The sequence below is a fragment of the Bradyrhizobium sp. USDA 3311 genome (assembly GCF_054062495.1).
Map to the genome: position 1 here is coordinate 8370382 of NZ_JBSSFI010000001.1, position 23921 is coordinate 8394302.

The 23921-nt window shown below is 65.6% G+C and carries 21 protein-coding genes; 10 read left to right on the forward strand and 11 right to left on the reverse strand.

Annotation, left to right across the window (positions count from 1 at the left end):
* Positions 1-339 precede the first annotated feature (339 nt).
* Positions 340-507 (reverse strand): DUF1127 domain-containing protein, encoded by a 168-nt coding sequence (locus ACVWW6_RS39835; RefSeq protein ID WP_082757218.1) that lies wholly within the window; start codon positions 505-507, stop codon positions 340-342.
* A 53-nt stretch (positions 508-560) separates the two neighbouring features.
* Complete coding sequence (locus tag ACVWW6_RS39840; RefSeq protein ID WP_038967975.1) at positions 561-1004, reverse strand: nuclear transport factor 2 family protein; 444 nt, start codon at positions 1002-1004, stop codon at positions 561-563.
* A 91-nt stretch (positions 1005-1095) separates the two neighbouring features.
* Between ACVWW6_RS39840 and ACVWW6_RS39845 the strand changes: the two genes are divergently transcribed.
* Positions 1096-2016: a LysR family transcriptional regulator gene (locus ACVWW6_RS39845; RefSeq protein WP_304551166.1), complete on the forward strand. Its 921-nt coding sequence runs from the start codon at positions 1096-1098 to the stop codon at positions 2014-2016.
* Between the two features lie 93 nt (positions 2017-2109).
* On the opposite strand, the gene ACVWW6_RS39850 is transcribed toward ACVWW6_RS39845, so the two are convergent.
* Complete coding sequence (locus tag ACVWW6_RS39850; protein ID WP_011085290.1) at positions 2110-2730, reverse strand: glutathione S-transferase family protein; 621 nt, start codon at positions 2728-2730, stop codon at positions 2110-2112.
* 128 nt (positions 2731-2858) lie between these two features.
* On the opposite strand from ACVWW6_RS39850, the gene ACVWW6_RS39855 reads away from it, so the two are divergent.
* The gene (locus ACVWW6_RS39855) at positions 2859-4145 is read left to right on the forward strand and encodes a flavin-dependent oxidoreductase (protein WP_456682693.1); all 1287 of its coding nucleotides are present in this window, start codon (positions 2859-2861) and stop codon (positions 4143-4145) included.
* Between the two features lie 41 nt (positions 4146-4186).
* On the opposite strand, the gene ACVWW6_RS39860 is transcribed toward ACVWW6_RS39855, so the two are convergent.
* The 3 genes from ACVWW6_RS39860 to mutY form a co-directional block, all read right to left on the reverse strand.
* Positions 4187-4624, reverse strand: a complete 438-nt coding sequence (locus ACVWW6_RS39860; RefSeq protein WP_011085288.1) for a cupin domain-containing protein — start codon at positions 4622-4624, stop codon at positions 4187-4189.
* A 384-nt stretch (positions 4625-5008) separates the two neighbouring features.
* Positions 5009-5428 carry a PaaI family thioesterase gene (locus ACVWW6_RS39865; RefSeq protein ID WP_456682694.1) on the reverse strand — a complete coding sequence of 140 codons (420 nt, stop codon included), beginning with the start codon at positions 5426-5428 and terminating at the stop codon, positions 5009-5011.
* Between the two features lie 52 nt (positions 5429-5480).
* A complete protein-coding gene (gene mutY, locus ACVWW6_RS39870) occupies positions 5481-6599 on the reverse strand; it encodes an A/G-specific adenine glycosylase (RefSeq protein WP_456682695.1) in 1119 nt (372 codons plus the stop codon).
* Between the two features lie 161 nt (positions 6600-6760).
* Here mutY and ACVWW6_RS39875 point away from each other — a divergent pair, with 161 nt between their 5' ends.
* The 8 genes from ACVWW6_RS39875 (at position 6761) to ACVWW6_RS39910 (ending at position 16535) form a co-directional block, all read left to right on the forward strand.
* Positions 6761-7252: a DUF721 domain-containing protein gene (locus tag ACVWW6_RS39875; protein ID WP_011085285.1), complete on the forward strand. Its 492-nt coding sequence runs from the start codon at positions 6761-6763 to the stop codon at positions 7250-7252.
* Between the two features lie 127 nt (positions 7253-7379).
* The gene (locus ACVWW6_RS39880; RefSeq protein ID WP_038967973.1) at positions 7380-8036 is read left to right on the forward strand and encodes a DsbA family protein; all 657 of its coding nucleotides are present in this window, start codon (positions 7380-7382) and stop codon (positions 8034-8036) included.
* 218 nt (positions 8037-8254) lie between these two features.
* Positions 8255-11719: a chromosome segregation protein SMC gene (gene smc / locus ACVWW6_RS39885; RefSeq protein WP_011085283.1), complete on the forward strand. Its 3465-nt coding sequence runs from the start codon at positions 8255-8257 to the stop codon at positions 11717-11719.
* 113 nt (positions 11720-11832) lie between these two features.
* Complete coding sequence (locus ACVWW6_RS39890; protein ID WP_456683232.1) at positions 11833-12810, forward strand: small ribosomal subunit Rsm22 family protein; 978 nt, start codon at positions 11833-11835, stop codon at positions 12808-12810.
* 138 nt (positions 12811-12948) lie between these two features.
* Positions 12949-13509: a LemA family protein gene (locus tag ACVWW6_RS39895; RefSeq protein WP_011085281.1), complete on the forward strand. Its 561-nt coding sequence runs from the start codon at positions 12949-12951 to the stop codon at positions 13507-13509.
* A gap of 145 nt (positions 13510-13654) precedes the next feature.
* On the forward strand, positions 13655-14866 hold the full coding sequence (locus tag ACVWW6_RS39900) for a M48 family metallopeptidase (protein ID WP_304551160.1): 1212 nt from the start codon (positions 13655-13657) through the stop codon (positions 14864-14866).
* A gap of 185 nt (positions 14867-15051) precedes the next feature.
* Entirely contained in the window at positions 15052-15804 is a 753-nt protein-coding gene (locus tag ACVWW6_RS39905; RefSeq protein ID WP_011085279.1) for a P-loop NTPase family protein, read from the forward strand.
* Positions 15805-15866: 62 nt separating this feature from the next.
* The gene (locus ACVWW6_RS39910) at positions 15867-16535 is read left to right on the forward strand and encodes a hypothetical protein (protein ID WP_038967970.1); all 669 of its coding nucleotides are present in this window, start codon (positions 15867-15869) and stop codon (positions 16533-16535) included.
* A gap of 107 nt (positions 16536-16642) precedes the next feature.
* On the opposite strand, the gene ACVWW6_RS39915 is transcribed toward ACVWW6_RS39910, so the two are convergent.
* The 5 genes from ACVWW6_RS39915 to fbcH form a co-directional block, all read right to left on the reverse strand.
* Complete coding sequence (locus ACVWW6_RS39915) at positions 16643-17182, reverse strand: adenine phosphoribosyltransferase (protein WP_011085277.1); 540 nt, start codon at positions 17180-17182, stop codon at positions 16643-16645.
* A 9-nt stretch (positions 17183-17191) separates the two neighbouring features.
* Entirely contained in the window at positions 17192-19357 is a 2166-nt protein-coding gene (locus ACVWW6_RS39920) for an anthranilate synthase component I (RefSeq protein WP_456682696.1), read from the reverse strand.
* A gap of 249 nt (positions 19358-19606) precedes the next feature.
* Positions 19607-20809, reverse strand: coding sequence for a DMP19 family protein (locus tag ACVWW6_RS39925; protein ID WP_456682697.1), 1203 nt, complete (start codon positions 20807-20809; stop codon positions 19607-19609).
* A gap of 120 nt (positions 20810-20929) precedes the next feature.
* Complete coding sequence (locus ACVWW6_RS39930) at positions 20930-21604, reverse strand: dienelactone hydrolase family protein (RefSeq protein WP_011085274.1); 675 nt, start codon at positions 21602-21604, stop codon at positions 20930-20932.
* A 210-nt stretch (positions 21605-21814) separates the two neighbouring features.
* Positions 21815-23878: a cytochrome b/c1 gene (gene fbcH / locus ACVWW6_RS39935; RefSeq protein WP_011085273.1), complete on the reverse strand. Its 2064-nt coding sequence runs from the start codon at positions 23876-23878 to the stop codon at positions 21815-21817.
* Between the last annotated feature and the right edge of the window lie 43 nt (positions 23879-23921).

Here is a 23921-nt window from a genome sequence, read left to right on the forward strand (position 1 = left end):
CACCCAGATGCATGTGAATTCGAGCGGCCGAACGTCCGGCGATCGTCACCGGCCACCCTGGCAGCCGCGAGTCGTTGCTCGGCGACCCACGCTGCACCGCGACACAATGGGGGACACTCGTTAATTGAACCTTCTAATCCTTCGCGCGCGCGCGCGAAGGATCGCAGCAGAACTGCTGATTTTATCGGCAGTTGCGCAAGGTTTTGGCGCAAGGCCCGCAGGCGCATGCAGATCGCTGCATGGAGCGTCCCGACGGACGTTCGTCAGGCCGCCCCTGCGTCATTTTGCCAAGCGCGTTCTCGACCGCTTCCAGCGGGGGCGAGGCAACGCCTTCCGATCTTAACTTCGCCGGCGGGGCTTATGCAGCTCGTACGCAATCTCCGACCGGGTCATCCCGCAGTCCTGCAGCTCCCGCTCGGTCATGGCAGCGAGCTGGCACCGGGCCCGGGACCGCTCCCGCCGGATCCGCATGATCTCCACCAGCGTCCGCCAGGCCCGCACGACCATTGACGGCCGTAACGGACCGGGTCGGTCGGTCGGCGCGACGTCGATCAATCCGGTCAGCTCGCGGCCCTCGCGGGTGTTTGCGGAAACGGGCCGAGCGCCTTCTCGGTCAGGACCGAGTCGCAATATTCCCGGATCTCCTTGATCCTGCCGCCCTCCAGGCGAAACACCAGGCAGTAATCGTTGTCGTAGCGCACGCCTTCCGGCGTGACGTTGTCGCCCTTGGCTTCGACCACGACGATGTCGCCATCGGCGATAAAGCGGTGGGCAACGGTGCGCGTCCGGTCGCGCAGGCGGGTGCGCACATAGCCGTGCAGATCGTTGAGGATCGCTTCCTTGCCGGTGAAGGTGCGCGACCAGGAATACTGGCCGGTCACGACCCATCTGGCATCGTCGGCGAGGCTTGCGGTGAACAGGGCGCGGTCGCGCGCGCCCGGATCGGGGTTGGCGGCGGCGGCGAAAATATCCTGCATCAGTTTCTTGTTGGCGGCAGCGCTCATGGCGGCATCTCCGTGTGGTGGCGTCGGGGAGATCATCGTCCGCCGATCAGCATTCTTCAAATCGATAGCCAATATGATATCTATTCGCCTCATGAATTTGAATTCGCTTGACCTGAACCTCTTGACCGCACTCGACGCGCTGCTGCGCGAAGCCAATGTCAGCCGCGCGGCCATGAGGATCGGCCTGTCACAGCCGGCGACGAGCCACGCGTTGCAACGCCTGCGCGACATCTTCGGCGACCCGCTGCTGGTGCGCACCGGCGCGCGCATGGAGCTGACGCCGCGGGCACAGGCCCTGCGCGCGCCGCTGGCACAGGCGCTCGATCAGGTGCGCGGGCTGTTCGTGCCGGATGAATTCGACGCCGCGCGCAGCGAACGGCAATTCCGCCTGATGATGCCGGACCTCGCGGTCGAGCTGTTGATGCCGCCCTTGATGGAGAAAGTGACGCGGGCCGCGCCCAACGTTCGCGTCGATGTCGTGCCGTGGCGGGGGCCTGCGATCTTCCACGCCGAGTTCGCCCGCACCATCGACCTCGTGATCTCGATCGGCAACGCCTTCAAGGGCTTTCACCGCCAGCTGCTCTACACCGACAGCGACGCGCTGGCGGTGCGGCGCGGCCATCCCATGGGAGCCAAGCTGAAGCGGCGCGAGACGTTCCTCGCCGCGCGCCATGTCGGCGTGATCATCCGGGGCAATAGTGAGGATCTGATCGACACCTGGCTGCGAGCCAAGGGCATCGAGCGGCACATTGCACTCGTCGTGTCAGGCTATCTCGAAGCGCTGCACGTCGCCGCCCGCACCGACCTTGTCGCCTTCGTGCCGCGCCGGCTGATCGCGGCGCTGTCGAGGCAGCTCGGCCTCGACACCGTGACCCCACCGCTCGACCCCGGCATCGACGAGCAGTTCATGTTCTATCCGACCCGCGCGCAGATGGATTCCGGCTCGATCTGGCTGCGGCGGCTGATGCTGGAGACGGGACGGGAGTTGGAGAAGCGGAGGGCTTCGTCGTAGGGTGGGCAAAGCGAAGCGTGCCCACCAATTCTTTCATGACGTGGAAAGATGGCGGGCACGGCGCTTCGCGCCGTTGCCCACCCCACAAGAACCTTACGCCTTCTGCGCGTCCATCACCTTGCGCACGGCAGGCCGTTCCGACATCCGCTTGAAATGATCGGCGATCTTCGGCGTGGCGTTGATGTCGACGCTGTCGCCTTCGAGCCAGGTCGACAGGGTGTAAAGATAGGGATCGCAGATCGTGAACTGATCGCCCATCACCCACGGCCCCCTAAACATCTTCTGCTCGATCAGGGCGAAGCAGGCGCCCATGGTCTTCGGCACCATCGCCTTCATGTCGGCGAACGAGCTCTCCTGTGTCGCCCAGCGCGCGCCGCGCATCTTGTGCGCATGGTTGATGTGCACGGTCGAGCAGAGATAGGAATTGAACGACTGCACCTGGGCGAAGTCGAAGGGATCGTCGAGCGGCGCGAGCTTCGCCTTGGGAAAGGTCTGCGCGATATAGGCCAGCATCGCCGGCGTCTCGGTCAGGACGCCGCGGTCGGTCACCAGCGCGGGCACGCGGCCCTTCGGGTTGATGGCGAGATAGTCCGGGCTGTTCTGCTGATTGTCCTTGAAGCTCAGCCGTTCAGCCGTGTAGTCGGCGCCGGCCTCCTCCAGGGTGATGTAGGTAGCGAGCGCGCAGGTGCCGGTGGCGTAGTAGAGCTTGAGCATGTCGGACCTCATGGGAAAATTGGAAATTAACGACTGTCGGCCCCGAGGTCCATAGCACGACATCCTCTTCGCAGTTGCCCACATCCGCCCGCCTGTGCCAAGACGCCCGCAATCGGAGGGGCTTTGTCATGACGGTACTCATCGCCGGCGGCGGCATCGGCGGGCTAACGCTTGCGCTCAGCCTGCACGGAATCGGCGTTCCCGTAAAAGTGTTCGAGAGCGTCGCGGAGCTGAAACCACTCGGCGTCGGCATCAACGTGCTGCCGCATGCCGTGCGCGAGCTGATCGAGCTCGGGCTGATCGACAAGCTCGATGCCAGCGGCGTGCGCACAAGCGAGCTCGCCTACTTCTCGAAGCACGGCAAGCCGATCTGGAGTGAGCCGCGCGGGCTGGAGGCCGGCTACAAATGGCCGCAATTCTCGATCCATCGCGGCACGCTGCAGCAGCTCCTGCTCGACACCGCAATCGAGCGGCTCGGCCGCGACAGCATCCTCACCAGCCATCATCTGACCGGCTGGACCGAGACAGCGGACGGCGTCCGCGCCGATTTCATCGACAAGGCGACCGGCAAGGCCGCAGGCACCTACGAAGGCGCGATCATGATCGCCGCCGACGGCATCCATTCCGCCGCACGAGAAAAGCTCTATCCCGATGAAGGCCCGCCGATCTGGAACGGCCGCATCCTCTGGCGCGGCGTGACGCCGGCAAAGGCATTCCTCACCGGCCGCACCATGATCATGGCCGGGCACGAGATCCTGAAATTCGTCTGCTATCCGATCAGCAAGGTGCCGGATGCGGCGGGCAACCATCTGATCAACTGGGTCGCCGAGCGCCACATGCCGCCGACCTACCAGTGGCGACGCGAGGACTATAACCGCACCGCGCGGCTGGAGGAGTTCTTGCCGTGGTTCGAGAGCTGGCAGTTCGACTGGCTCGACGTGCCCGGCCTGATCCGGAACTGCCCGCACGCCTACGAATATCCGCTGGTCGACCGCGATCCGGTGTCACAGTGGACGTTCGGCCGCGTCACGCTGATGGGGGATGCCGCGCATCCGATGTACCCGATCGGATCGAACGGCGCCTCGCAGGCGATCCTCGATGCCCGCGTCATCACCCGCGAGATCCTGGCGCATGGCCCGACGCAGGCAGCGCTGCTCGCCTACGAGGCCGAGCGGAGGCCGGCGACCACCGACCTCGTCCTGCTCAACCGCAAGAACGGACCCGAGCAGGTGATGCAACTGGTCGAAGAGCGCGCGCCCGACGGCTTTGAGGTCGTCACCGACGTGCTGTCGCAGCACGAGCTGGAAGACATCGCCGCGAACTACAAGCGCGTCGCGGGGTTCCAGGTCGAGGCGCTGAATACCAAGCCGCCGATCGTGCCGCGGCGCGCCGATGCGAGAGGCGCGAGCACCTAGGTCGTTGCTTCACACTCCGCAATGCCGTTGACGGGTGCGAGTTAGGTGGAGCGACGACCGCCCAAGGTTGACGACATGCGCTTAAGCTTGTTGATGGCACGGATAGCGTAACCGAGCCCGACGGGATTGGTCTGGCGCAGGAAGGCGACCTTTTTCACATAGTCTTCGATGTGCCATTTGGCGTGCGCGCCCTCGCGGAAAAAGACAACGTCGCCGACACCGTAGCGCTTCGGTGGCATGCCATCGCTCTCGATCACCGTTGATCCTTCAAGGATCATGATCGTCTCGTCGAGATCGTAGTACCAGTTGAACTTGCCCATGGTGCAGGACCAGATCAGGGTCGTGGCGGTGCCGCACGCGCTGGTTGACAGCAGGTGCGAGCGCGCTTCCGGATTTCCTTCAATGATCCAGGATGGCTCAATCGGGGACGGTTTAAGATCGACGTTGGTGTGGCCGGTCTCAATAAGCGCAAGCGCCATGACTCACCTCAAGGCCTCAAATAACGCGCAGCTTGACAATCATCCCGTTCAGGTTTGTGAAATTTTTATCGGGGCAGCAACATTCAAAGTTTCCGCCAAAAATATGAATTGGTCAATTTGCCGCAAGTCACGTCGATGACGCCTCGACCGTCGCGATTCGCCTGCGGATTGCGCGTATCCACCTGTTTTCTCTGCGGGCTGCGACAATATGCGCGAGTCAAATGCTCGCGTTGCTAGAGCCGACAACGAGCCGCACGCTCATTGCGTGCGCAAGGAATTCGCGAGCAAATTCTGCGATTGCACGCGCGGGTAGATCTCTGTCCGCTTCCGCGCTGCGCGAGGCGTCCCCTCCTATTCGAGCAGAATGGGCCCGCCGCACCTGGATCAGCGAACCACTCTCGCCGCTTCCAGCAGCCGCTCGCTCGCGGTCGCGGTGGCAAGCACGGTGCCGTCCTCGGTCATCAGCCTGGCCTCGACGAAGGCAATGGTCTTGCCGAGTTGCGTCACCGTCGCCTCGCCGATGATCGGGCCGGGCTTTGCGGGGCTCAGGAAGTTCACGGTCATGCTGATGGTGGTGGTGTAGAGCCGGCCCTCGCTCATCACCAGCACGGCCGGGCCCATGGTGTCGTCGAGCATGGCCGAGAGCATGCCGCCCTGGATGAAGCCCGCCGGATTGCAGAATTCGGGCTTGCCCTCGAAGCTGAGCTTGATCCAGCCCTCCTCCGGACGGGCATCGAACAGGCGCCATCCCAGCAGCTCGGCACAAGGCGGCCTGGGAAAGTTGTCGAGCGCGGTCTTGACCATTGGGGAGCCTCCGTGTCGCCCCTGTTAACGCGGCCCTGCTGCCAGCGTGGTGTCAGGAGGATGGGGCCGGCGGGAGGCGCAATCCGTGCGCGATCACCTTCCGCATGACGTTGGGCAGCGCTTCGCCGGCCAGCGTCGCGATCGGCACCCAGCGCATGCCCGCGGGTGCCCGCGTGCGAGCTTCTGCCTGGGCGGTGTAGACCACCAGTTCCAGCGGAAAATGCGTGAAGACGTGGGTGACGACGCCCACCCTGCGCTGCCAGCGCGACAGGCCCTTCAGCGCGGGCGCCTGCTGCTTCGCCGTCGCGTCCTCCTGACCGGCGAGCCAGTCCGAGCCCGGCACCTCCGTCATGCCCCCGAGCAGGCCCTTTTCGGGCCGGCTGCGGACCAGCAGTTCGTCGCCGCGCGTCACGACGAAGGCAGCGCCGCGCCGCAGCGTCCCGCTCTTCTTCGGCGCCTTGCGCGGAAAACTCTCCTGCGTGCCTTGCACGCGTGCGATGCAATCATCGTTCAGCGGACACAGCGAGCAGGCCGGCTTCTTCGGCGTGCAAATCGAAGAGCCGAGATCCATCAATGCCTGTGCGCTATCACCGGCGCGGGCGTCGGCAAGGAGCGTCGCCGCCAGTTGCTGGATTAGCGGTTTTGATTGCGGCAGCTCCTCCTCGACCGCGAACAGGCGCGACACCACGCGCTCGATATTGCCGTCGACCGGCATGGTGCGGCGATCGAAGGCGATCGCGGCGATCGCAGCCGCAGTGTAAGGCCCGATGCCCGGCAGCGCGCGCAGCCCCTCCTCCGTGTCGGGAAAGACGCCGCCATGCTCGCGCGTCACCGCGACCGCGCAGGCATGGAGATTGCGCGCACGGGAGTAATAGCCGAGCCCCGCCCACATCCGCAGCACGTCGTCCTGCGAGGCCCGCCCCAGCGCGGTGACATCAGGCCAGCGCGCGACGAATTTTTCGAAGTAAGGGCCGACCGCCTTTACCGTGGTCTGCTGGAGCATGATCTCGGACAACCACACGCGGTAAGGGTCCGATGCCTCACCCGACGCCGCCCGCCACGGCAGGCGGCGGCGGTGGCGGTCGTACCAGGCGAGCAGCGCCAAGGGGCGCGATGCGGTCTCCGGCTGACTGGGTTCCGATTTCGCCTTCAGGGCGGATTTGGGGCTCATGCTCCCACTGTAACGACAACGCACCGACCTCTCCACGCCATGCCCGCGCTTGTCGCGGGCATCCACGTCTTTCTTCGCAAGAGAACGTGGATGGCCGGGGCGAGCCCCGGCCATGACGGCGAAGAGCCTGTGGCTCTCACGCCGCAGTGCTATAAGGGTCCATGTCCAAATTCCCACCCAAGCCGGGCCCCATCAGCGCCAAGCCGCTCTCGCTGCTGCTCAACGACGTCTTTGCCGAGGCGTACGCCAAACAGGGCTTTGCCGCGCGCGAGTTGGTGACGCGCTGGGCGCAGATTGCCGGAGCAGAGATCGCGGCGCATGCCGAGCCCCTCAAGATGCAATGGCCGCGACCGGTCGAGGGCCAGCCGCAGGAGCCGGCCACGCTGGTGCTGCGGGTCGAGGGGCCGATGGCGCTGGAGATCCAGCATTCCGCGGATGTGATCCTGGAACGGGTCAACCGCTTCTTCGGCTGGAGCGCGGTCGGCAAGCTCGCCTTCCGCCAGGCCCCCCTGTCGCGCGCCAAGCGGCCGGTCCGGCCGGGCCCGCCGGACCCCAAGAGTGTCGCCAAGGTGGAGGAGACCCTCGGGGACATCGAAGATGAACAGCTCAAGTCGGCGCTGGCGCGGCTCGGGGCGGCCATCAAGCGAAATTGAGCCTCATTTCGCGGTCAATCTGGACCCGTTCCCGCGGCCCGCCATTGCCTCAAACGACGTTTCAAGCTAGCGACAGGCCGCCCAAATGGGAACTTCGGGCAAGACCACGCCAATCCGGGAGCCGACCTTGATCATCACCCGCCGCGCCTTCACCACGATGCTGTCGCTGACCGGGCTTGCCGCGGTCGCCGGGTTCTCCCCATTGCGGTTCATCTCCGACGCCATGGCGCAGGCCGCCGGTGACGTGGCCAAGCCCGTGTCGCTGCCCGACATGGCGCTCGGCCCGAAGGACGCCGCCGTCACCATCACCGAATTCGCCTCGATGACCTGCCCGCATTGCGCGGCCTTCAACGAGCAGGTGTTCCCCAAGATCAAGGCGGAATACATCGACACCGGCAAGATCCGTTACGTCTTCCGCGAGTTCCCGCTCGACATCAAAGCCGCCGCCGGCTCGATGCTGTCGCGCTGCATCGCCAATGGCGATGCGCCGAAATACTTCGCTGTCACCGACATGCTGTTCCGGCAGCAGAACGACTGGGTGATGAAGAACACCACCGAGACCCTGACGCGGATCGGCAAGCAGGCCGGCCTCACCCAGCAGCAGGTCGAAGCCTGCCTGAAGGACCAGGCGCTGCTCGACAAGATCGCCGCCGACCAGAAATACGCCAGCGACGTTTTGAAGGTGGATTCGACGCCGACCTTCTTTATCAACGGCGAGAAGATCAAGGGCGAGGCCTCGTTCGAGGAATTCGCCAAGAAGATCAATCCGCTGCTGAAGAGCTGATTCTTCGCCCTCAACGCCTGATTCGCATCTCGAAAGCCGTATCATTCCCGGGATAAATCCCTTGGGAAAAGCGGCTTTCGCCGGTTGCCCTCGCGGCGCACCGCGGCCATTGTCCAGCCGCATGAGGCGCCTCGCGCGACTCGCCCGGATAGCGACATTGCCTTCCATGGTATTGTCCCGGCAGGGGGATTCGCGCCTGCCAACAGAGATGCGTGCTTATGAAAATCACCCGCCTGCGCCTTCACGGCTTCAAGTCCTTCGTTGAGCCCACGGACTTCGTCATCGAGCCCGGCCTGACCGGCGTGGTCGGACCCAACGGTTGCGGCAAGTCGAATCTCGTCGAAGCGCTGCGCTGGGCGATGGGTGAGACCTCGTACAAGAGCTTGCGCGCCGCCGACATGGACGCGGTGATCTTCGCCGGATCCGGCAACCGTCCGGCGCGCAACCACGCCGAAGTGACGATGACGATCGACAACGCCGATCGCACCGCGCCGGCGGCGATGAACGACAGCCAGCTTCTGGAGATCTCCCGCCGCATCGAGCGCGAGGCTGGCTCGGTCTATCGCATCAACGGCCGCGACGTGCGCGCCCGCGACGTGCAGATCCTGTTCGCCGACGCCGCCACCGGCGCGCGCTCGCCCGCCCTCGTCCACCAGGGCAAGATCGGCGAGATCATCCAGGCCAAGCCGGAGCAGCGCCGCCGCGTGCTGGAAGACGCCGCCGGTGTCGCAGGTCTCCATGCCCGCCGCCACGAAGCCGAGCTGCGGCTGAAGGCGGCCGAAACCAACCTCACCCGCGTCGAGGACGTGATCGGCCAGCTCTCCGGCCAGATGGAAGGCCTGAAGAAGCAGGCCCGCCAGGCCGTGCGCTATCGCGAGGTCGCCGCCAAGGTCCGCAAGGCCGAAGCCACCCTGTTCCATCTGCGCTGGATCGGCGCCCATGCCGACGTCAACGAATCCGGCCAGACCCACGATCTCGCCGTGCGCGAGATGGCCGAGCGCACCCAGCACCAGGCCGAAGCCGCCCGCATCCAGGCGATCCGCGCCGCCGAAATGCCGGCGCTGCGCGATGCCGAGGCGCGCGCCGCGGCCGGGCTCCAGCGCCTGACCAATGCCCGCGAACTGCTCGACCGCGAGGAAGAGCGCGCCAAGGAGCGCGTCGCCGAGCTCGAACGCCGCCTCGCCCAGTTCGAAGGCGACATTTCCCGTGCTCAGCAACAAACCATGGACGCCGACGTCGCGCTCCAGCGCCTCGACAGCGAAGACGCCGAGCTGAAGGAAGAGATCAAGTCGCGCGTCGAGAAGCGCTCCGGCGTCGATGAACGCGTCGGCGAAGCCGAGGCGGTGCTGACCGAAACCGAGCAGCAGTTCGCCGAGCTCACCACGGCGCTCGCCGACCTCACCGCCAAGCGCAACCAGCTCGAAGCCAATGTCCGCACCCACCGCGACAAGCTTGCCCGGCTCGACCAGGAGATCGCGAACGTCACCGCCGAGGAGCAGAAGCTTGCCGATGAAACGGGCGGCTTCGGCGACCTCGACGAGCTGACCGCGACGGTCGAGACCGCCGAGCAGACGCTGGCGGCCTCGGAGGCCGCGGCGCAGGCGAGCGAAGCCGCGCACGTCGCCGCGCGGCAGACGCTGGAATCCTCGCGCTCGCCGCTGAACGAAGCCGACAAGCGCGTGCAGCGGCTCGAGACCGAGGCGCGCACGATCTCCAAGATCGTCAATGGCGAAACCAAGAACCTGTGGCCGCCGATCATCGACGGCATCACCGTCGACAAGGGGTTTGAAAAGGCCATCGGCGCCGCGCTCGGCGACGATCTCGATGCGCCGATCGACCCGTCGGCGCCGATGCGCTGGACCAATGTCGGCGAGACCGACGGCGATCCGGAGCTGCCCGAAGGCGTGGTGCCGCTCGCGAACCATGTGCAGGCCCCGGCCGAGCTGGCCCGCCGCCTGGCGCAGATCGGCGTGGTGCCGCGCGAGCGCGGCGCCGAGCTGGTCTCGCAGCTCAAGACCGGCCAGCGGCTGGTCTCGCCCGAGGGCGACGTCTGGCGCTGGGACGGCTTCGTCGCGGCGGCCCACGCCCCGACCGGCGCCGCACGCCGCCTTGCCGAGCGCGCCCGCCTCGTCGACATCGAGAACGAGCTGGAGCAGGCCCGCATCGACGCGCAGATCAAGCGCCAGGCGCTGGAGAATGCCGAGTCCGAACTGCAGATTGCGGCCAGCACCGAAGGCGCGAGCCGCGAAGCCTGGCGCGCCGCGCAGCGCGAGCTGAACGTCGCGCGCGAGCGCCATGCCACGGCCGAGCGCGAGATCAGCCGCCACGCCGCGCGCAAGGCGACGCTGTCGGAAGCGCACAGCCGTCTCGCCGCCGACCGCGCCGAGGCCGAAGCCGCCTACGAATACGCCGAGGCCGGCATCAGCGAGCTGCCGTCGAGCGAAGACACCGAGACCCGTCTCGCCGCCGTCCGCAGCGACATCGAAGCCCATCGCCGCATGGCCGCCCAGGTCCGCGCCGAGGCGCAGGCGCTGGCGCGCGAGGCCGAGCTGGCCGACCGCCGCGTGCAGGCAATCCTCGCCGAGCGCACCGAGTGGCAGAACCGCAAGGAGAGCGCGGCCTCCCACATCGACACCATCCAGGCCCGCATCGCCGAACTCACGATCGAGCGCAGCGAGCTCGAAAACGCCCCCGCCGTGTTCGCAGAGAAGCGCAGCGCGCTGATCACCGAGATCGAATACGCGGAAAACGACCGCCGCATGGCCGCCGACGCGCTCGCCACCGCGGAAAGCGCGATGGCGGAGACCGACCGCGTCGCGAAGCTGACGCTCGAGGCGCTCTCCAGCTCCCGCGAGGCCACCGCCCGCGCCGAGGAGCGCATGGAAGGCGCGCGGCGCCGGCTCGAGGACATCGAGCGCGAGATCCGCGACATGCTGGAGGTCGAGCCGCAGGCCGTCGCCGGCCTTGCCGAGATCGAGCCCGGCGCGGAGCTGCCGCCGCTGCACGACATCGAGGAAGACCTCGAAAAGATGCGCCGCGACCGCGAGCGCCTCGGCGCAGTCAACCTGCGCGCCGAGGAAGAGCTGCGCGAGGTCGAGACCCAGCACACCGGCCTCGTCACCGAGCGCGACGACCTCGTCGAAGCCATCAAGCGGCTGCGCCAGGGCATCCAGAGCCTCAACAAGGAAGCGCGCGAGCGCCTCCTGACCTCGTTCGAGGTCGTCAACAACCACTTCAAGCGCCTGTTCGTCGAGCTGTTCGGCGGCGGCGAGGCCGCACTGCACCTGATCGAGAGCGACGACCCGCTGGAGGCCGGCCTCGAAATCATCGCCAAGCCCCCGGGCAAGAAGCCGCAGACACTGTCGCTGCTCTCGGGCGGCGAGCAGGCACTGACCGCGATGGCGCTGATCTTCGCCGTGTTCCTCACCAATCCTTCGCCGATCTGCGTGCTGGACGAAGTCGACGCACCGCTCGACGACCACAACGTCGAACGGTACTGCAACCTGCTGCACGAGATGACCGGCTCGACCGACACGCGCTTCATCATCATCACGCACAACCCGATCACGATGGCGCGGATGAACCGCCTGTTCGGCGTCACCATGGCCGAGCGCGGCGTCTCGCAACTCGTGTCGGTGAGCCTCTCAGAGGCGGTGGACATTCTCGACCAGAACGTGGCGTGACGTTCTTGGCCGTCATTCCGGGGCGATGCGCAGCATCGAACCCGGAATCTGGCGCCACCATCTCTAGATTCCGGGTTCGCGCTCCGCGCGCCCCGGAATGACGGCGAATGAAAATGATCTCGCCCACGCTTCCCGCTGAGCTAAAGGCCGCCCTCGACGGCAAGCTCCAGGGCTTTTCGCGCAGCGACGCGGCGCAGCGCTCCCAGAAGATCTCGACCACCTATCGCGCCGGCGGCGGCTCCGGCACGATCAAGTCCGAAGCCGATGCGCTCGCCTATGCGCTGGCGCGGATGCCGGCCACCTACGCGGCGGTGGCGGCGAGCCTGAATGCGCTGACCGAGATCGCGCCGGACTTCGCCCCGGAGACGCTGCTCGACGTCGGCGCAGGTCCAGGCACCGCAAGCTGGGCCGCCGCAGAGGCGTTTCCCTCGCTGCAGGACTTCACCCTGCTCGACGCCAACGCCACCCTGAGCCGGCTTGCCCTCGAACTCGCGCATGACAGCACGCGTCTGGCGGACTGCCGCTATTTGCCCGGCGATGCCGGCGGCAACCTTGCCGAGGTCTCGCCAGCCGATCTCGTCGTCGCGAGCTACATCATCGGCGAGCTCGGTGAGGCCGATCAACGCAAACTCGCGGAAACGATGTGGGCGAAAGCGCGCCATGCGCTGGTCGTGATCGAGCCCGGCACGCCGGCCGGCTACGCGCGCATCCTCGCGCTGCGCCAGCAGGTGATCGCAGCCGGCGCTTACGTCGCCGCGCCCTGCCCGCACGAAAGGCCCTGCCCGCTGACTGCGCCCGACTGGTGCCATTTCTCCCAGCGCCTGCCGCGCTCCCAGGCCCACCGCCAGATCAAGGGCGCCGACGTGCCGTTCGAGGACGAGCGCTTCATCTACGTCGCCCTGACCCGCACGCCGCCCGCGACGCGCGCCGCCCGCGTGCTGGCGCCGCCGGATGTCGGCAAGGCCGAGATCACGGCGAAGCTTTGCACCGGGGAAGATGTCGAACTCGCCAAGATCCCACGGCGCGACAAGGCCGCCTATGCAAGTGCCCGGCGCTGGCGCTGGGGCGACACCGTCATTGCCGAAAGTTAACCTCGATCGGCGGTTTTGCCTTGAACTCGGATGGTTCCTGATCCGACCAAGTCTTACCTCCCCTCCGCGCCGGGGCTCTCGCCCTGCGCCATTTTGGTCTAGGCTGCGCCCGCCTTAAATCCCCTTCAGGAGTTCTCCATGTCGACCGGCTGGATCGTTCTCGGCGTCATCGTCGTCCTCGTGTTCTTGGCCTTCAGCGCCTACAACCGCCTGGTGGCGCTGGGCCAGCGCGTGGGCCAGGCCTTTGCCGATATCGACGTGCAGCTCAAGCAGCGCCACGACCTGGTCCCGAACCTGGTCGAGACGGTGAAGGGCTACGCCTCGCATGAGCGCGGCACGCTCGACGACGTCATCAAGGCGCGCAATTCGGCGATGTCGGCGCAAGGCCCGGCGCAGGTGTCCGCCGCCGAGAACCAGCTCTCCGGCGCGCTCGGCCGGCTGATCGCGCTGTCGGAGGCCTATCCCGACCTCAAGGCCAACGCCAACTTCCAGCAGCTCGCCAGCGAGCTCTCCGACCTCGAGAACAAGATCGCGGCGAGCCGCCGCTTCTTCAACAGCGCGGTCCAGGAATACAACACCGGCATCCAGCAGATGCCCGCCGCGTTGTTCGCCGGCATGTTCGGCTTCACCAAGAAGGACTTCTTCGATCTCGGCGCCAGCCGCACCGAGGTCGAGGCCGCGCCTCAGGTGAAGTTCTGATTGTCGCGTGACCGGTTTCTCATCTTTGTCGTTCCGGGGCGCGTCGAAGACGCGAACCCGGAACCTCGCCTGAGACACTAAGCTCTGGATTCCGGGTTCAGGCCTGCGGCCTGCCCCGGAATGACGGGAGCTAACGGAAGCAGCCATGGCCGCGTATGGTCTCTACACGCACATCGCCTCGAACAAGTTACGTTCGATGCTGCTGCTCGCCGGCCTGTTCGCGCTGGTCTATGTGCTGGTCTATGCCGGCGCGCTGGTCGCCGAAGTCGTCATCAACGGCAATGAGACCGTCGCCTTCTACCTGAGCCACGCCTTCCTAGACCTGAAAGTCGCCGCGCCGGTTGCGACGGTCGTGACGGCGGTCTGGGTCGTGATCGCCTATTTCTTCCACCAGTCGATGATCGATGCCGTGACCGGCGGACACGACGTCACCCGGAAGGAGGAGCCGCGGCTCTACAATCTGCTCGAAAACCTCTGCATCTCGCGCGGCATCACCATGCCGAAGCTGAAGATCATGGAAAGCCCGGCGCTGAACGCGTTCGCGACCGGCCTCAACCCGCGGCAATATTCAATCACCGTCACCACCGGCCTCCTCAATGCCCTGAACGACAAGGAGATCGAGGCGGTACTGGGCCACGAGCTGACCCACATCAAGAACGGCGACGTGCAGCTCATGGTGGTCGCCGTCATCATCGCCGGCGTGGTCGGCTTCTTCGGCGAGTTGTTCTTCCGCCTGTTCACGAATTTGAGCTGGAACTCCGGCGGCTCATGGTCCTCGGGTTCGTCGTCGTCGCGGTCGTCCTCGTCGTCGAGCGACAGCAAGAACTCGGGGGGCGGCGCCGTGATCGTCATCATCATCGCGGTCGTGCTGATCGTGGTGGCCTGGCTGATGTCGCAGGTGGTGAAGCTGGCGCTGTCGCGCTCGCGCGAATATCTCGCCGACGCCGGCTCCGTCGAGCTGACGAAAGACCCTGACGCCATGATCTCGGCGCTACGCAAGATCGAGAACCGCGGCGAGCTGCCGGGCGCGACCTCGGCGGTGATGGAGCTCTGCGTCGACAATCCGCGCGAGGGTTTTGCCGATCTGTTTGCGACCCACCCGTCGGTGCAGTCCCGGGTCGACGCGCTGGTCAAATTCGCCGGCGGCCATGATCCAGGTCCGCTGCCGGACCCGACCGACGAGACGGAACAGCCCGAGGCGCAGGCCGCCCCGCAGAACACCCCGCCACCGCTGTCGCAGGGGCCATGGAGCGATGCAGGCAGCCCGGCCAATCCGCCCGTGTCCGCGCCCAGCCCCTCCGGAACCGCGGCCGGCAACCCGATCGGGAATCCCATGGGGCCCTGGGGCCGCCACTAAGCGCGCGCCCATGGCCAGTTTCACGGCAATCTGGAAAAACCTCGGGAATTGCCGCAACCGGGGCCTGCGGAATTGAATTCTCCCTTGTTTCTGCCATGTTCGCGCCCAACAGCAGACTCGGGACATCGATTTGGGGCCCGGCCGATTGCGACCTCGCGATCGGGGGCGCGCGTTAGGGGACAGCAATGGCAAAGCCGGCAGTGGTTGTGGTGGGCGCGGACAAGGGCGGGGTCGGCAAGACCACGGTATCGCGCACCCTGCTCGATTATTTTTCCGCCAACAACGTGCCGACCCGCGCCTTCGACACGGAATCCCCGCGCGGAACGCTGAAGCGCTTCCATCCTGGCATCACCGAGATCGTCGACATGACGACGACGGCCGATCAGATGAAGATCTTCGATACGCTCAACGCGACCAGCCCGTCGGTCACAGTGATCGACGTCCGCGCCGGCCTGCTCTCCCCGGCGCTCGCCTCGCTGCGCGACATCGGTTTCCTCGACGCCGCCAAGGCCGGGCAGATCACCTTCGCGGTGTTCCACATCCTCGGCCCCTCGATCGCCTCGCTGGACGAAATCGCCGAGACCGCGAATTTCATGACCGGCGCAAAATATTTCCTGGTCAAGAACTTCATCAACGACACCCAGTTCTTCCAGTGGGACCAGGCGACCTATAATTCCTACTTCCACCGCATCAAGGACGCCACCGAGCTGACCATCCCCAAGCTCAACGAAATGGCCTATGAGCAGGTCGAGGTCTCCTCCGTCCCGTTCCTGAAATTCGTCGCCAACAAGGGCATCAACGACGAGGCCGCCAACTACTCCTTCGTGCTGCGCGGCTATGTCCGGCACTGGCTGGCCAATGTCTGGAGCGAGTTCGACCGCATCCGCCTGACCGACATCGTCGGTTCAAAGCCCGGCGCCCGCAGCAGCGAAAAATAGTTGCGGAGTCCGGGCTGATACGGCTGGATTGGGCGGTGAGTTCGCTCAGATAATAGTTCGTGATGCCCGCGACACCCGTCTACATCATCTGCTCGCCCCGCCCGCAGGTCGGCAAGACGCTGCTGGCGCGGCTGTTGAGCGAGTTCCTGCTGCTCAAGAACGGCAACGTCGCGGCCTTCGACGTCAACCTGAAGGAGCCGTCGCTGCTCGACTATCTGCCGAAGATCACGGAGACCGCCGACGTGATCGACACCTACGGCAAGATGCAGCTGATGGACCGCGTCATCGTCGATGACGGGGTTGCCAAGGTGATCGACCTCGGCTTCCACGCCTTCGACGAGTTCTTCAAGATGGCCGACGAGATCGGCCTCTTGAAGGAGGCGGCCCGCCGCCACGTCGCACCACAGATCCTGTTCGTGGCCGACACCGACCGCGTCTCGGCCCGCGCCCATGAGATGCTGCGCGAGCAGATCCCGCGGATGAACCTGATCACGGTGGACAACGAATACGTCGTCCGCGGCGAGCTGCCCGCCGCGATGGCAGGCGGCCGGCTGTTCCGCCTCCCCGCCCTGCCCGGCTTCCTCAAGACCTATATCGACCGGCTCAACTTCTCCTTCACCGGCTACCTGCGCCAGGAGAAGGACGCCTCCACCGAGCTGCACCAGTGGACCCGGCGCAACTACCTCGCGTTCCGCGAGCTCGAGCTCAGCCTGATCCTGCAGCGGTCGTAGAGCACTCGGCCGGCGAACTCGGTGTTCACCTCTCCCCAGCGGGAAAGCCGGTCCTCGGCCTGCACCGACCAGAATTTACCCGGGCGATATCTTGCGCCCGCCGTCGCTCAATGTCCCTCGAACGTCATCAGCGTGCGCACCGGCACGTCCATGGCGCGCAGCTTGGCGGCGCCGCCGAGCTCGGGCAGGTCGATGATGAAGCAGGCGGCGACGACATTGGCGCCGATCTGGCGCAGCAGCTTCACCGCGCCTTCCGCGGTGCCGCCGGTGGCGATGAGGTCGTCGACCAGGATGACGCGCTCCCCGGGCTGGATGGCGTCGACATGCATCTCCATCTCGTCGATGCCGTATTCGAGCGAATAGGCGATGCGCACGGTGGTGTGCGGCAGCTTGCCTTTCTTGCGGATCGGCACGAAGCCGGCGGAGAGCTGGTGCGCCACCGCGCCGCCGATGATGAAGCCCCGCGCCTCCATGCCGGCGACCTTGTCGATCTTGTTGCCGGCCCAGGGGTTCACGAGCTCGTCCACGGCGCGGCGGAATGCGCGCGCATCCGCGAGCAGGGTCGTGATGTCGCGGAACATGATCCCCGGCTTGGGATAGTCGGGGATGGTGCGAACGCTCGCCTTCAGATCGTGGTCAAAGGTCATTGGTGCCTCTCAATCAACACGCGCATCCAGCCGGAACGCGTTCTCGACAATACGCAAGCCCACCTCGCCGCCGAGCGACATCAGCGACTCCGGGTGGAATTGCACGCCCGCGACCGGCAGGGTCTTGTGCTCCAGCGCCATGGCGACGCCGTCCTCAGTGCTGGCGGTGACGGACAAAACCTCCGGCATGCTGTCGCGCTCGACATAGAGCGAGTGATAGCGGCCGATCACGATCTCGTTCGGCAGATTGCGCATCAGGCGGCCGCCCCGCACCTGCACCCGCGAGGGCCGACCGTGGGCGGGATGCGTGAGCTGGCCGAGCTCGCCGCCGAAATATTCGCCGATCGCCTGCACGCCGAGGCAGACGCCGAACACCGGCAGCTTGTTCTCCAGCGCCGCATCGATCGTCTTCCTGATCCCGAAATCTTCGGGCCTGCCCGGGCCGGGCGACAGCACCAGCAAATCCCACCTCTTCTGCTTGAGCATGTCGAGCGCATGCACATAGCGGACCACGGTGACGCTGGCGCCGACCTGGCGGAAATAGTCGGCGAGCATGTGGACGAAGCTGTCGTCGTGGTCGATCAGCAGCACCCGCTTGCCGCTTCCGGTCGCATCGGGCGCAAAGGTCGAGAGCGGTTTTGGCGGATCGCCGCGCAGCGCCTGGAACAGCGCCGCAGCCTTGACCTGGCATTCGCGGTCCTCGGCAGCGGGATCGGAATCGAACAGGCAGGTGGCGCCGACGCGCACCTCGGCCAGACCATCCTTCATGCGGATGGTGCGGATGGTGAGGCCGGTATTGATGCTGCCGTCGAAATTCACCGCGCCGATCGCACCCGCATACCAGCGCCGCGGCGACCGCTCGTGATCCTCGACGAACTGCATCGCCCAGAGCTTCGGCGCACCTGTCACGGTGACGGCCCAGGCGTGGGTGAGGAAGGCATCGAGCGCGTCGAAGCCGGGACGCAGCATGCCCTCGACGTGGTCGACGGTGTGGAACAGTTTTGAGTAGGTCTCGATCTGCCGGCGCGCCAGCACCTTGATGGTGCCGGGGACGCAGACGCGCGCCTTGTCGTTGCGATCGACGTCGGTGCACATGTTGAGCTCGAACTCGTCCTTCTCCGAATTCAGGAGCTGGCGGATCTGCTCGGCATCGCCGATCGCATCGGTGCCGCGCGCGATGGTGCCCGAGATCGGGCAGGTCTCGACGCGGCGGCCGTCCGAACGCACGAACATCTCGGGCGAGGCGGAGACGAGAAACTCGCCGTCGCCGAGATTCATCAGCGCGCCGTAGGGCGACGGGTTGATGACACAGAGGCGCTGGAACACTTCCGCCGGAGAACGATCGCAGGGCTCGGCGAACAGCTGGCCCGGCACGGCCTCGAACAGATCGCCGCGGGCAAAGGCCGCGCGCGCGGTCTCGACGGTGGCCTGGTATTCGCCGGGCGCATGATCGGCAAAGCCCTGGCGCGGTGTCTTCATGTACGGGCTGTCGGCGGTCTCGCGCGGCAGGCCCTCGGTGGATCTGCCCTTCCACGTGAAGTCGTAGCTGAGCACGACGCCGCGGCCGGTGGCGCGGTCATAGGCCAGCAGGCGATCGGGAACGTAGAGCACGATGTCGCGCTGGTCGCTCTCGCGCGCGCGCTTCTGCACGAGATCCTCGATCTGGAACACGAGATCGTAGGCGAAGGCGCCGAACAGGCCGAGCAGCCCGTCGTCATTGGCGGAGAAGGCGGCGACGAGGTCGCGCACCAGCGACACCACGCTGGCGCGCCGGGTGCGTTGGTCTTCCTCGACCGGGGCATCGCCGCGGATGATGTGGCCGGCGAGGCGCGAAGCGGTCTTCTCCGAGATCACCACGCAGGGCTCGCGCAGGACGTCGGCAAGGAAGGCGATCAGGACCTGGCCGCGCTCGTTCAGCGCTTCCAGCTTGAAATTGATGCCCGTGGTCTCGAGCTTGAGCGGCGGATCGGAGAAGCCGAGGTCAAAACTCTCGTAGCGGCCCGGCACGGTCGTGCCCGACGACAGCACCACGCCGCGGCGGCGGTCGAGCAGGTTGACGAGATCGTCGAGCCGGCTCGCGCCGCCGGTAAACTGCTCCGCCACGCGCGTGATCGCGAGACCGCTGCGGGTCACGTAATCGCTTCTGGCCGGGAGGGCAAAGACTGTCCTGTTCATGTCGTCCTCTTACGAAACTTGCCGAGGGAACGCCACACAGGACAAACGATCAGGCCGCCGCACTGCGTGGGCGACCTTCGACGATTTTGGGAAAAGAAATCGCACCGGCCACCTCTTAGGAGGTGCGCCACCAACGACGGGCTGGGCGGACGGCGGTGCTCATGGGCGGATACTCACCATGGCATGGGGACGGCGTCAAGGGCGGCCGGGCGGCCTCGATCACAAAAGTGGCGCGGATCGCCTTGCGGCTTATGCCTGGATCTCCAGGCTGTCGCGCCCCACAGCCGCCTCCGCGGCATGTCGTTCGATTTCGGCCCGCCTGACCGTGAGCGCGGGCCTGCCGTCAGGTCCGATCATGTTGGCGCGGTCGCCCAAGGTTTCAATCAAAACGCAGGTCTTTCCTGTGACCGCATGCCATGCCGCCCGGTCGTCGCCCACGTCCAACGCCGTGATCATCGCGGTCGGATCCAGACCCGACTTCCGCAACAGCAGGTCGATGGCTTCGGCTGCAAGGTTTTGCTCGGCGATCCTCGAGAAATTCCGGATCGCGTCAGCCCCCACAACAGATAGCCGCCCGCCCACCAGTGATGGCGGAAAGCTCTTCAAAATTTCATGCATTTCCGCAGGCTTCGGGCTCTGGCTGCCCGGGCCGTACTCATAAAGTTGTCCACCCGCATCCTCATAAACGCAGAGTCGCGCGCCCTTGTCTGTCTTAACGCCGAAGGCCATGCATTGCTGCCCTTCCACCTCCATACTGCTTCCTGCAAGAACCATGAGCTTGAGCTCTGGCTCGGGCGCCACCGCCCCGCATGCTGCGGCGACCGTGATTTGCAAGCGGTCAGTCATCTGGAAGCGGATCTGGCGAACGCCTCGCCAGATCCGTCGCTGCGACAGATGCGGATTAAGTTGCGCAAGCCGCAGGATTTCGGATGCGTATTGCTGCTTGGCTACGGCGCGCAATTCGGGCCAGCTCGCGATCCACCGGGCTGCCAGCTGCGTCATTGGTTGCTGTCGTTCGGCCTCATAGAAGCGACGGTCAAGCGCATCGAGCGGCGCGGCGCGCTCCCCGAAGCCGTTTTGCAGTGCAGCCTCGCCGGGATTGGCTTTCACCCAGTCCATCATTTCATGCAGGATCTGGTGTTGCGCGGCCGCTCCCATAGCCTTCAGTCCAGCGAGCGCATCGCCAGATGTCGTCGGCAGCATCGCAACGCCCGTGTTACCGATGAACTGACTGTGACCGCCGTTGTTGACCTGAGCGAGATAGTAGTCGGCGTGATAGGCCTGCATGGCCACAGCCGGCAGTTCACGTCCCTTGTAGACGCCGACGCGTTGAATTTCATTGACGTAGTAGACCACCGCCTCGGTCAGGTAGTCAGCCTTCTCAGGTGCTTGAGCCGCCTCCAGCGCATCGAGAGACACGACAACTGTTGTTAACCGGCTTCCTTCGATCATTACGCCTCCCACGTTCACCATGGCGAAACGCCATGCAACTACGGCTTATAGTTGCAAAAGGCAATTGCAGTCGTGGTCCAGCAAGAGACGTTAGTTGGCTCGCGCCGCAGGCCGCCCCCGTTACCCCAGATGCTTCCGGAAGAACTCCGTCGCCCTGCCCCAGGCGAGCTCGGCGGCTTCGCGGTCGTGCACGGCCTGGCGCTGCTCGTTGACGAAGGCGTGCTCGGCGTCATAGCGGAACAGCTCCAGCGACTTGCCGGCGGCCTTCATCGCCTTCTCGAAGCCGTTGACCAGCTCCGGCGTGCACCAATCGTCCTTGTTGGCGAAATGGGCCTGGAGCGGAATCTTGACGTCGGCGGGCTTGGCCGCCTGCTCCGGCGGAATGCCGTAGAACACGACGCCGGCCGCAAGCTCCGGGATCTTGGTCGCGCCGATGATGGTGACGGCGCCGCCGAGGCAGAAGCCTGTCAGCCCGACCTTGGCGCCGTTGCGCGACAGATATTGCGTGGCGCCGCGCACGGTCTGCGTGGTGGCGTCCATGAAGTCGAGCGAGTTCATTTCCTTGTTGGCGCTCTCCATGTCGTGATACGGCACCACCTTGCCCTTGTAGAGGTCGGGCGCGAGCGCGTCGAAGCCGGCCAGCGCAAAGCGGTCGCACAGGCCCTTGATCTGGTCCGACAGCCCCCACCATTCCTGGATCACGACCACGCCCGGCGCGTTGCCGCGCGCGGCATTGGCGAGATAGCCCGATGCGTCCTTGCCGTCCGGGCGCTTGAAGGTGATGGCGGTTCCCATGGTGTCCTCCGGTGAGTTTCTGAGGGAGCGGTTGGCGGCATTTTGGCCGCTGGGGGCGCGCGGCGCAATCCACAGTCCCGTCATTCCGGGGCGCACGAAGTGCGAACCCGGAATCTCGAGATTCCGGGCTCGGTGCTTACGCATCGCCCCGGAATGACGGCAACAAAAAAGCCCCCTAGCGGGGGCCTTTTCATTCTCGTCTCACGCCGCTCAGTGCGAGTCGGCCCAGACCTTCTTCTTGGTGAAGTACATCAGGCCGGCGAAGATGATCAGGAACACGAACACCTGGAAGCCCAGGCGCTTGCGCGCTTCCATGTGCGGCTCGGCGGTCCACATCAGGAACGTGGTGACGTCCTTGGAATATTGCGCGACCGTGGCCGGCGAGCCGTCGTCATAGGTCACCTGGCCGTCGCTGAGCGGCTTCGGCATCTTGATGGCGTGGCCCGGGAAGTACTTGTTGTAGTAGGAGCCCTCCGGAATGGTCACACCCTCCGGCACCTTCTCCTCAAAACCCTGGAGCACCGCCGAGACGTAGTCCGGGCCCTGCTCCTGGTACTGGGTGAAGAAGTCGAAGATGAACCAGGGGAAGCCGCGGCCGTAGGAGCGCGCCTTGGTGATCAGCGACAGGTCGGGCGGCGCCGCACCGCCGTTCGCCGCACGGGCTGCCTGCTCGTTCGGAAATGGCGAGGGGAAGTAGTCGGCCGGCCGGCCCGGGCGCTCGAACATGTCGCCGGCATCGTTCGGACCGTCCTTGATCTTGTAATCCGACGCGAACGCCGCCACCTGCGCCACCGAATAGCTGGGGCCGCCGGCTTCCGCGAGGTTGCGGAAGGCGATGTAGGACAGGCCGTGGCAGCTGGCGCAGACTTCCTTGTAGACCTTCAGGCCGCGCTGGAGCGCGCCGCGGTCGAACTTGCCGAAGGGACCGGCGAACGACCATTTGTTGCCCGGCGGCTTGTCGCTGCCTTCGTTGGCGCGCGCGTCCTGCAAGCTGCCGAGGAACAGCGCGCCGGCGGCAACAAGCGCGATGGCGACGGAGGCTACCGCCTTGCCGCCCTTGGCCAGGATCGCCTCCGAGATCGAGTTCGGCACCGGCCGCGGCGTCTCGATGCGCGAGAGCAGCGGCAGCACGATCAGGAAATAGGCGAAGTAGCAGACCGTCAGGACCCGGCCGGCGATCACGTAGATGCCTTCCGGCGGCTGCGCACCGAGATAGCCGAGCAGGATGCAGACCGCGACGAAGATCCAGAAGAACTGCTTGGCCAGCGGACGGTACTTCGACGACCTGGTCTTCGCGGCATCGAGCCAGGGCAGGAAGCACAGGATGATGATCGCCGAGAACATCCCGATCACGCCCGCGAGCTTGTTCGGGATCGAGCGCAGGATCGCGTAGAACGGCAGGTAATACCATTCCGGCACGATGTGCGGCGGCGTCACGCCCGGGTTCGCCGGAATGTAGTTGTCGGCGTCGCCGAGATAGTTCGGCATGTAGAAGATGAACCAGGCGTAGAGCAGCAGGAAGCAGGCGACACCGAACATGTCCTTGATGGTGGCATGCGGCGTGAACGGCACCGTGTCCTTTTCCGATTTCGGCTCGACGCCCTCAGGATTATTCTGGCCGGCGACATGCAGCGCCCAGACGTGGAGCACGACGACGCCCGCGATCAGGAACGGCAGCAGATAATGCAGCGAGAAGAAGCGGTTCAGCGTCGGATTGCCGACCGAATAGCCGCCCCACAGCAGCGTCACGATGCTCTCGCCGAAATAGGGAATGGCGGAGAACAGGTTGGTGATGACGGTGGCCCCCCAGAAGCTCATCTGGCCCCAGGGGAGCACGTAGCCCATGAAGCCGGTCGCCATCATCAGGAGGTAGATGATGACGCCGAGGATCCACAGCACCTCACGCGGCTCCTTGTAGGAACCGTAATAGAGGCCGCGCAGCATGTGGACGTAGACCGCGAAGAAGAACATCGACGCGCCACAGGCATGCATGTTGCGCAGCAGCCAGCCGTAGTTGACGTCGCGGACGATCAGCTCGACCGACTTGAAGGCGAGATCGGCATGCGGCGTGTAGTGCATCGCCAGGATCACGCCGGTCAGGATCTGCATCCCCAGCATGAAGGAGAGGATGGCGCCGAACGTCCACCAGTAGTTCAGATTGCGCGGAGTGGGGTAGGCGACGAAGGAGGAGTGCATGAGGCCGAGGATCGGCAGGCGCCGCTCGATCCATTGCAGGGCCGGATTGCTCGGCTGGTAGTCGGATGGTCCGCTCATGATGCGATCCTGAGGAAATAATACGACGAGACGGCGCGAAGCT

Bases quoted from the DNA above. Each gene is read 5' to 3' on its own strand.
- ACVWW6_RS39835 (WP_082757218.1), bottom strand. From the start codon at position 507: ATGGTCGTGCGGGCCTGGCGGACGCTGGTGGAGATCATGCGGATCCGG.
- ACVWW6_RS39840 (WP_038967975.1), bottom strand. From the start codon at position 1,004: ATGAGCGCTGCCGCCAACAAGAAACTGATGCAGGATATTTTCGCCGCC.
- ACVWW6_RS39845 (WP_304551166.1), top strand. From the start codon at position 1,096: ATGAATTTGAATTCGCTTGACCTGAACCTCTTGACCGCACTCGACGCG.
- ACVWW6_RS39850 (WP_011085290.1), bottom strand. From the start codon at position 2,730: ATGCTCAAGCTCTACTACGCCACCGGCACCTGCGCGCTCGCTACCTAC.
- ACVWW6_RS39855 (WP_456682693.1), top strand. From the start codon at position 2,859: ATGACGGTACTCATCGCCGGCGGCGGCATCGGCGGGCTAACGCTTGCG.
- ACVWW6_RS39860 (WP_011085288.1), bottom strand. From the start codon at position 4,624: ATGGCGCTTGCGCTTATTGAGACCGGCCACACCAACGTCGATCTTAAA.
- ACVWW6_RS39865 (WP_456682694.1), bottom strand. From the start codon at position 5,428: ATGGTCAAGACCGCGCTCGACAACTTTCCCAGGCCGCCTTGTGCCGAG.
- mutY (WP_456682695.1), bottom strand. From the start codon at position 6,599: ATGAGCCCCAAATCCGCCCTGAAGGCGAAATCGGAACCCAGTCAGCCG.
- ACVWW6_RS39875 (WP_011085285.1), top strand. From the start codon at position 6,761: ATGTCCAAATTCCCACCCAAGCCGGGCCCCATCAGCGCCAAGCCGCTC.
- smc (WP_011085283.1), top strand. From the start codon at position 8,255: ATGAAAATCACCCGCCTGCGCCTTCACGGCTTCAAGTCCTTCGTTGAG.
- ACVWW6_RS39890 (WP_456683232.1), top strand. From the start codon at position 11,833: ATGATCTCGCCCACGCTTCCCGCTGAGCTAAAGGCCGCCCTCGACGGC.
- ACVWW6_RS39895 (WP_011085281.1), top strand. From the start codon at position 12,949: ATGTCGACCGGCTGGATCGTTCTCGGCGTCATCGTCGTCCTCGTGTTC.
- ACVWW6_RS39900 (WP_304551160.1), top strand. From the start codon at position 13,655: ATGGCCGCGTATGGTCTCTACACGCACATCGCCTCGAACAAGTTACGT.
- ACVWW6_RS39905 (WP_011085279.1), top strand. From the start codon at position 15,052: ATGGCAAAGCCGGCAGTGGTTGTGGTGGGCGCGGACAAGGGCGGGGTC.
- ACVWW6_RS39910 (WP_038967970.1), top strand. From the start codon at position 15,867: ATGCCCGCGACACCCGTCTACATCATCTGCTCGCCCCGCCCGCAGGTC.
- ACVWW6_RS39915 (WP_011085277.1), bottom strand. From the start codon at position 17,182: ATGACCTTTGACCACGATCTGAAGGCGAGCGTTCGCACCATCCCCGAC.
- ACVWW6_RS39920 (WP_456682696.1), bottom strand. From the start codon at position 19,357: ATGAACAGGACAGTCTTTGCCCTCCCGGCCAGAAGCGATTACGTGACC.
- ACVWW6_RS39925 (WP_456682697.1), bottom strand. From the start codon at position 20,809: ATGATCGAAGGAAGCCGGTTAACAACAGTTGTCGTGTCTCTCGATGCG.
- ACVWW6_RS39930 (WP_011085274.1), bottom strand. From the start codon at position 21,604: ATGGGAACCGCCATCACCTTCAAGCGCCCGGACGGCAAGGACGCATCG.
- fbcH (WP_011085273.1), bottom strand. From the start codon at position 23,878: ATGAGCGGACCATCCGACTACCAGCCGAGCAATCCGGCCCTGCAATGG.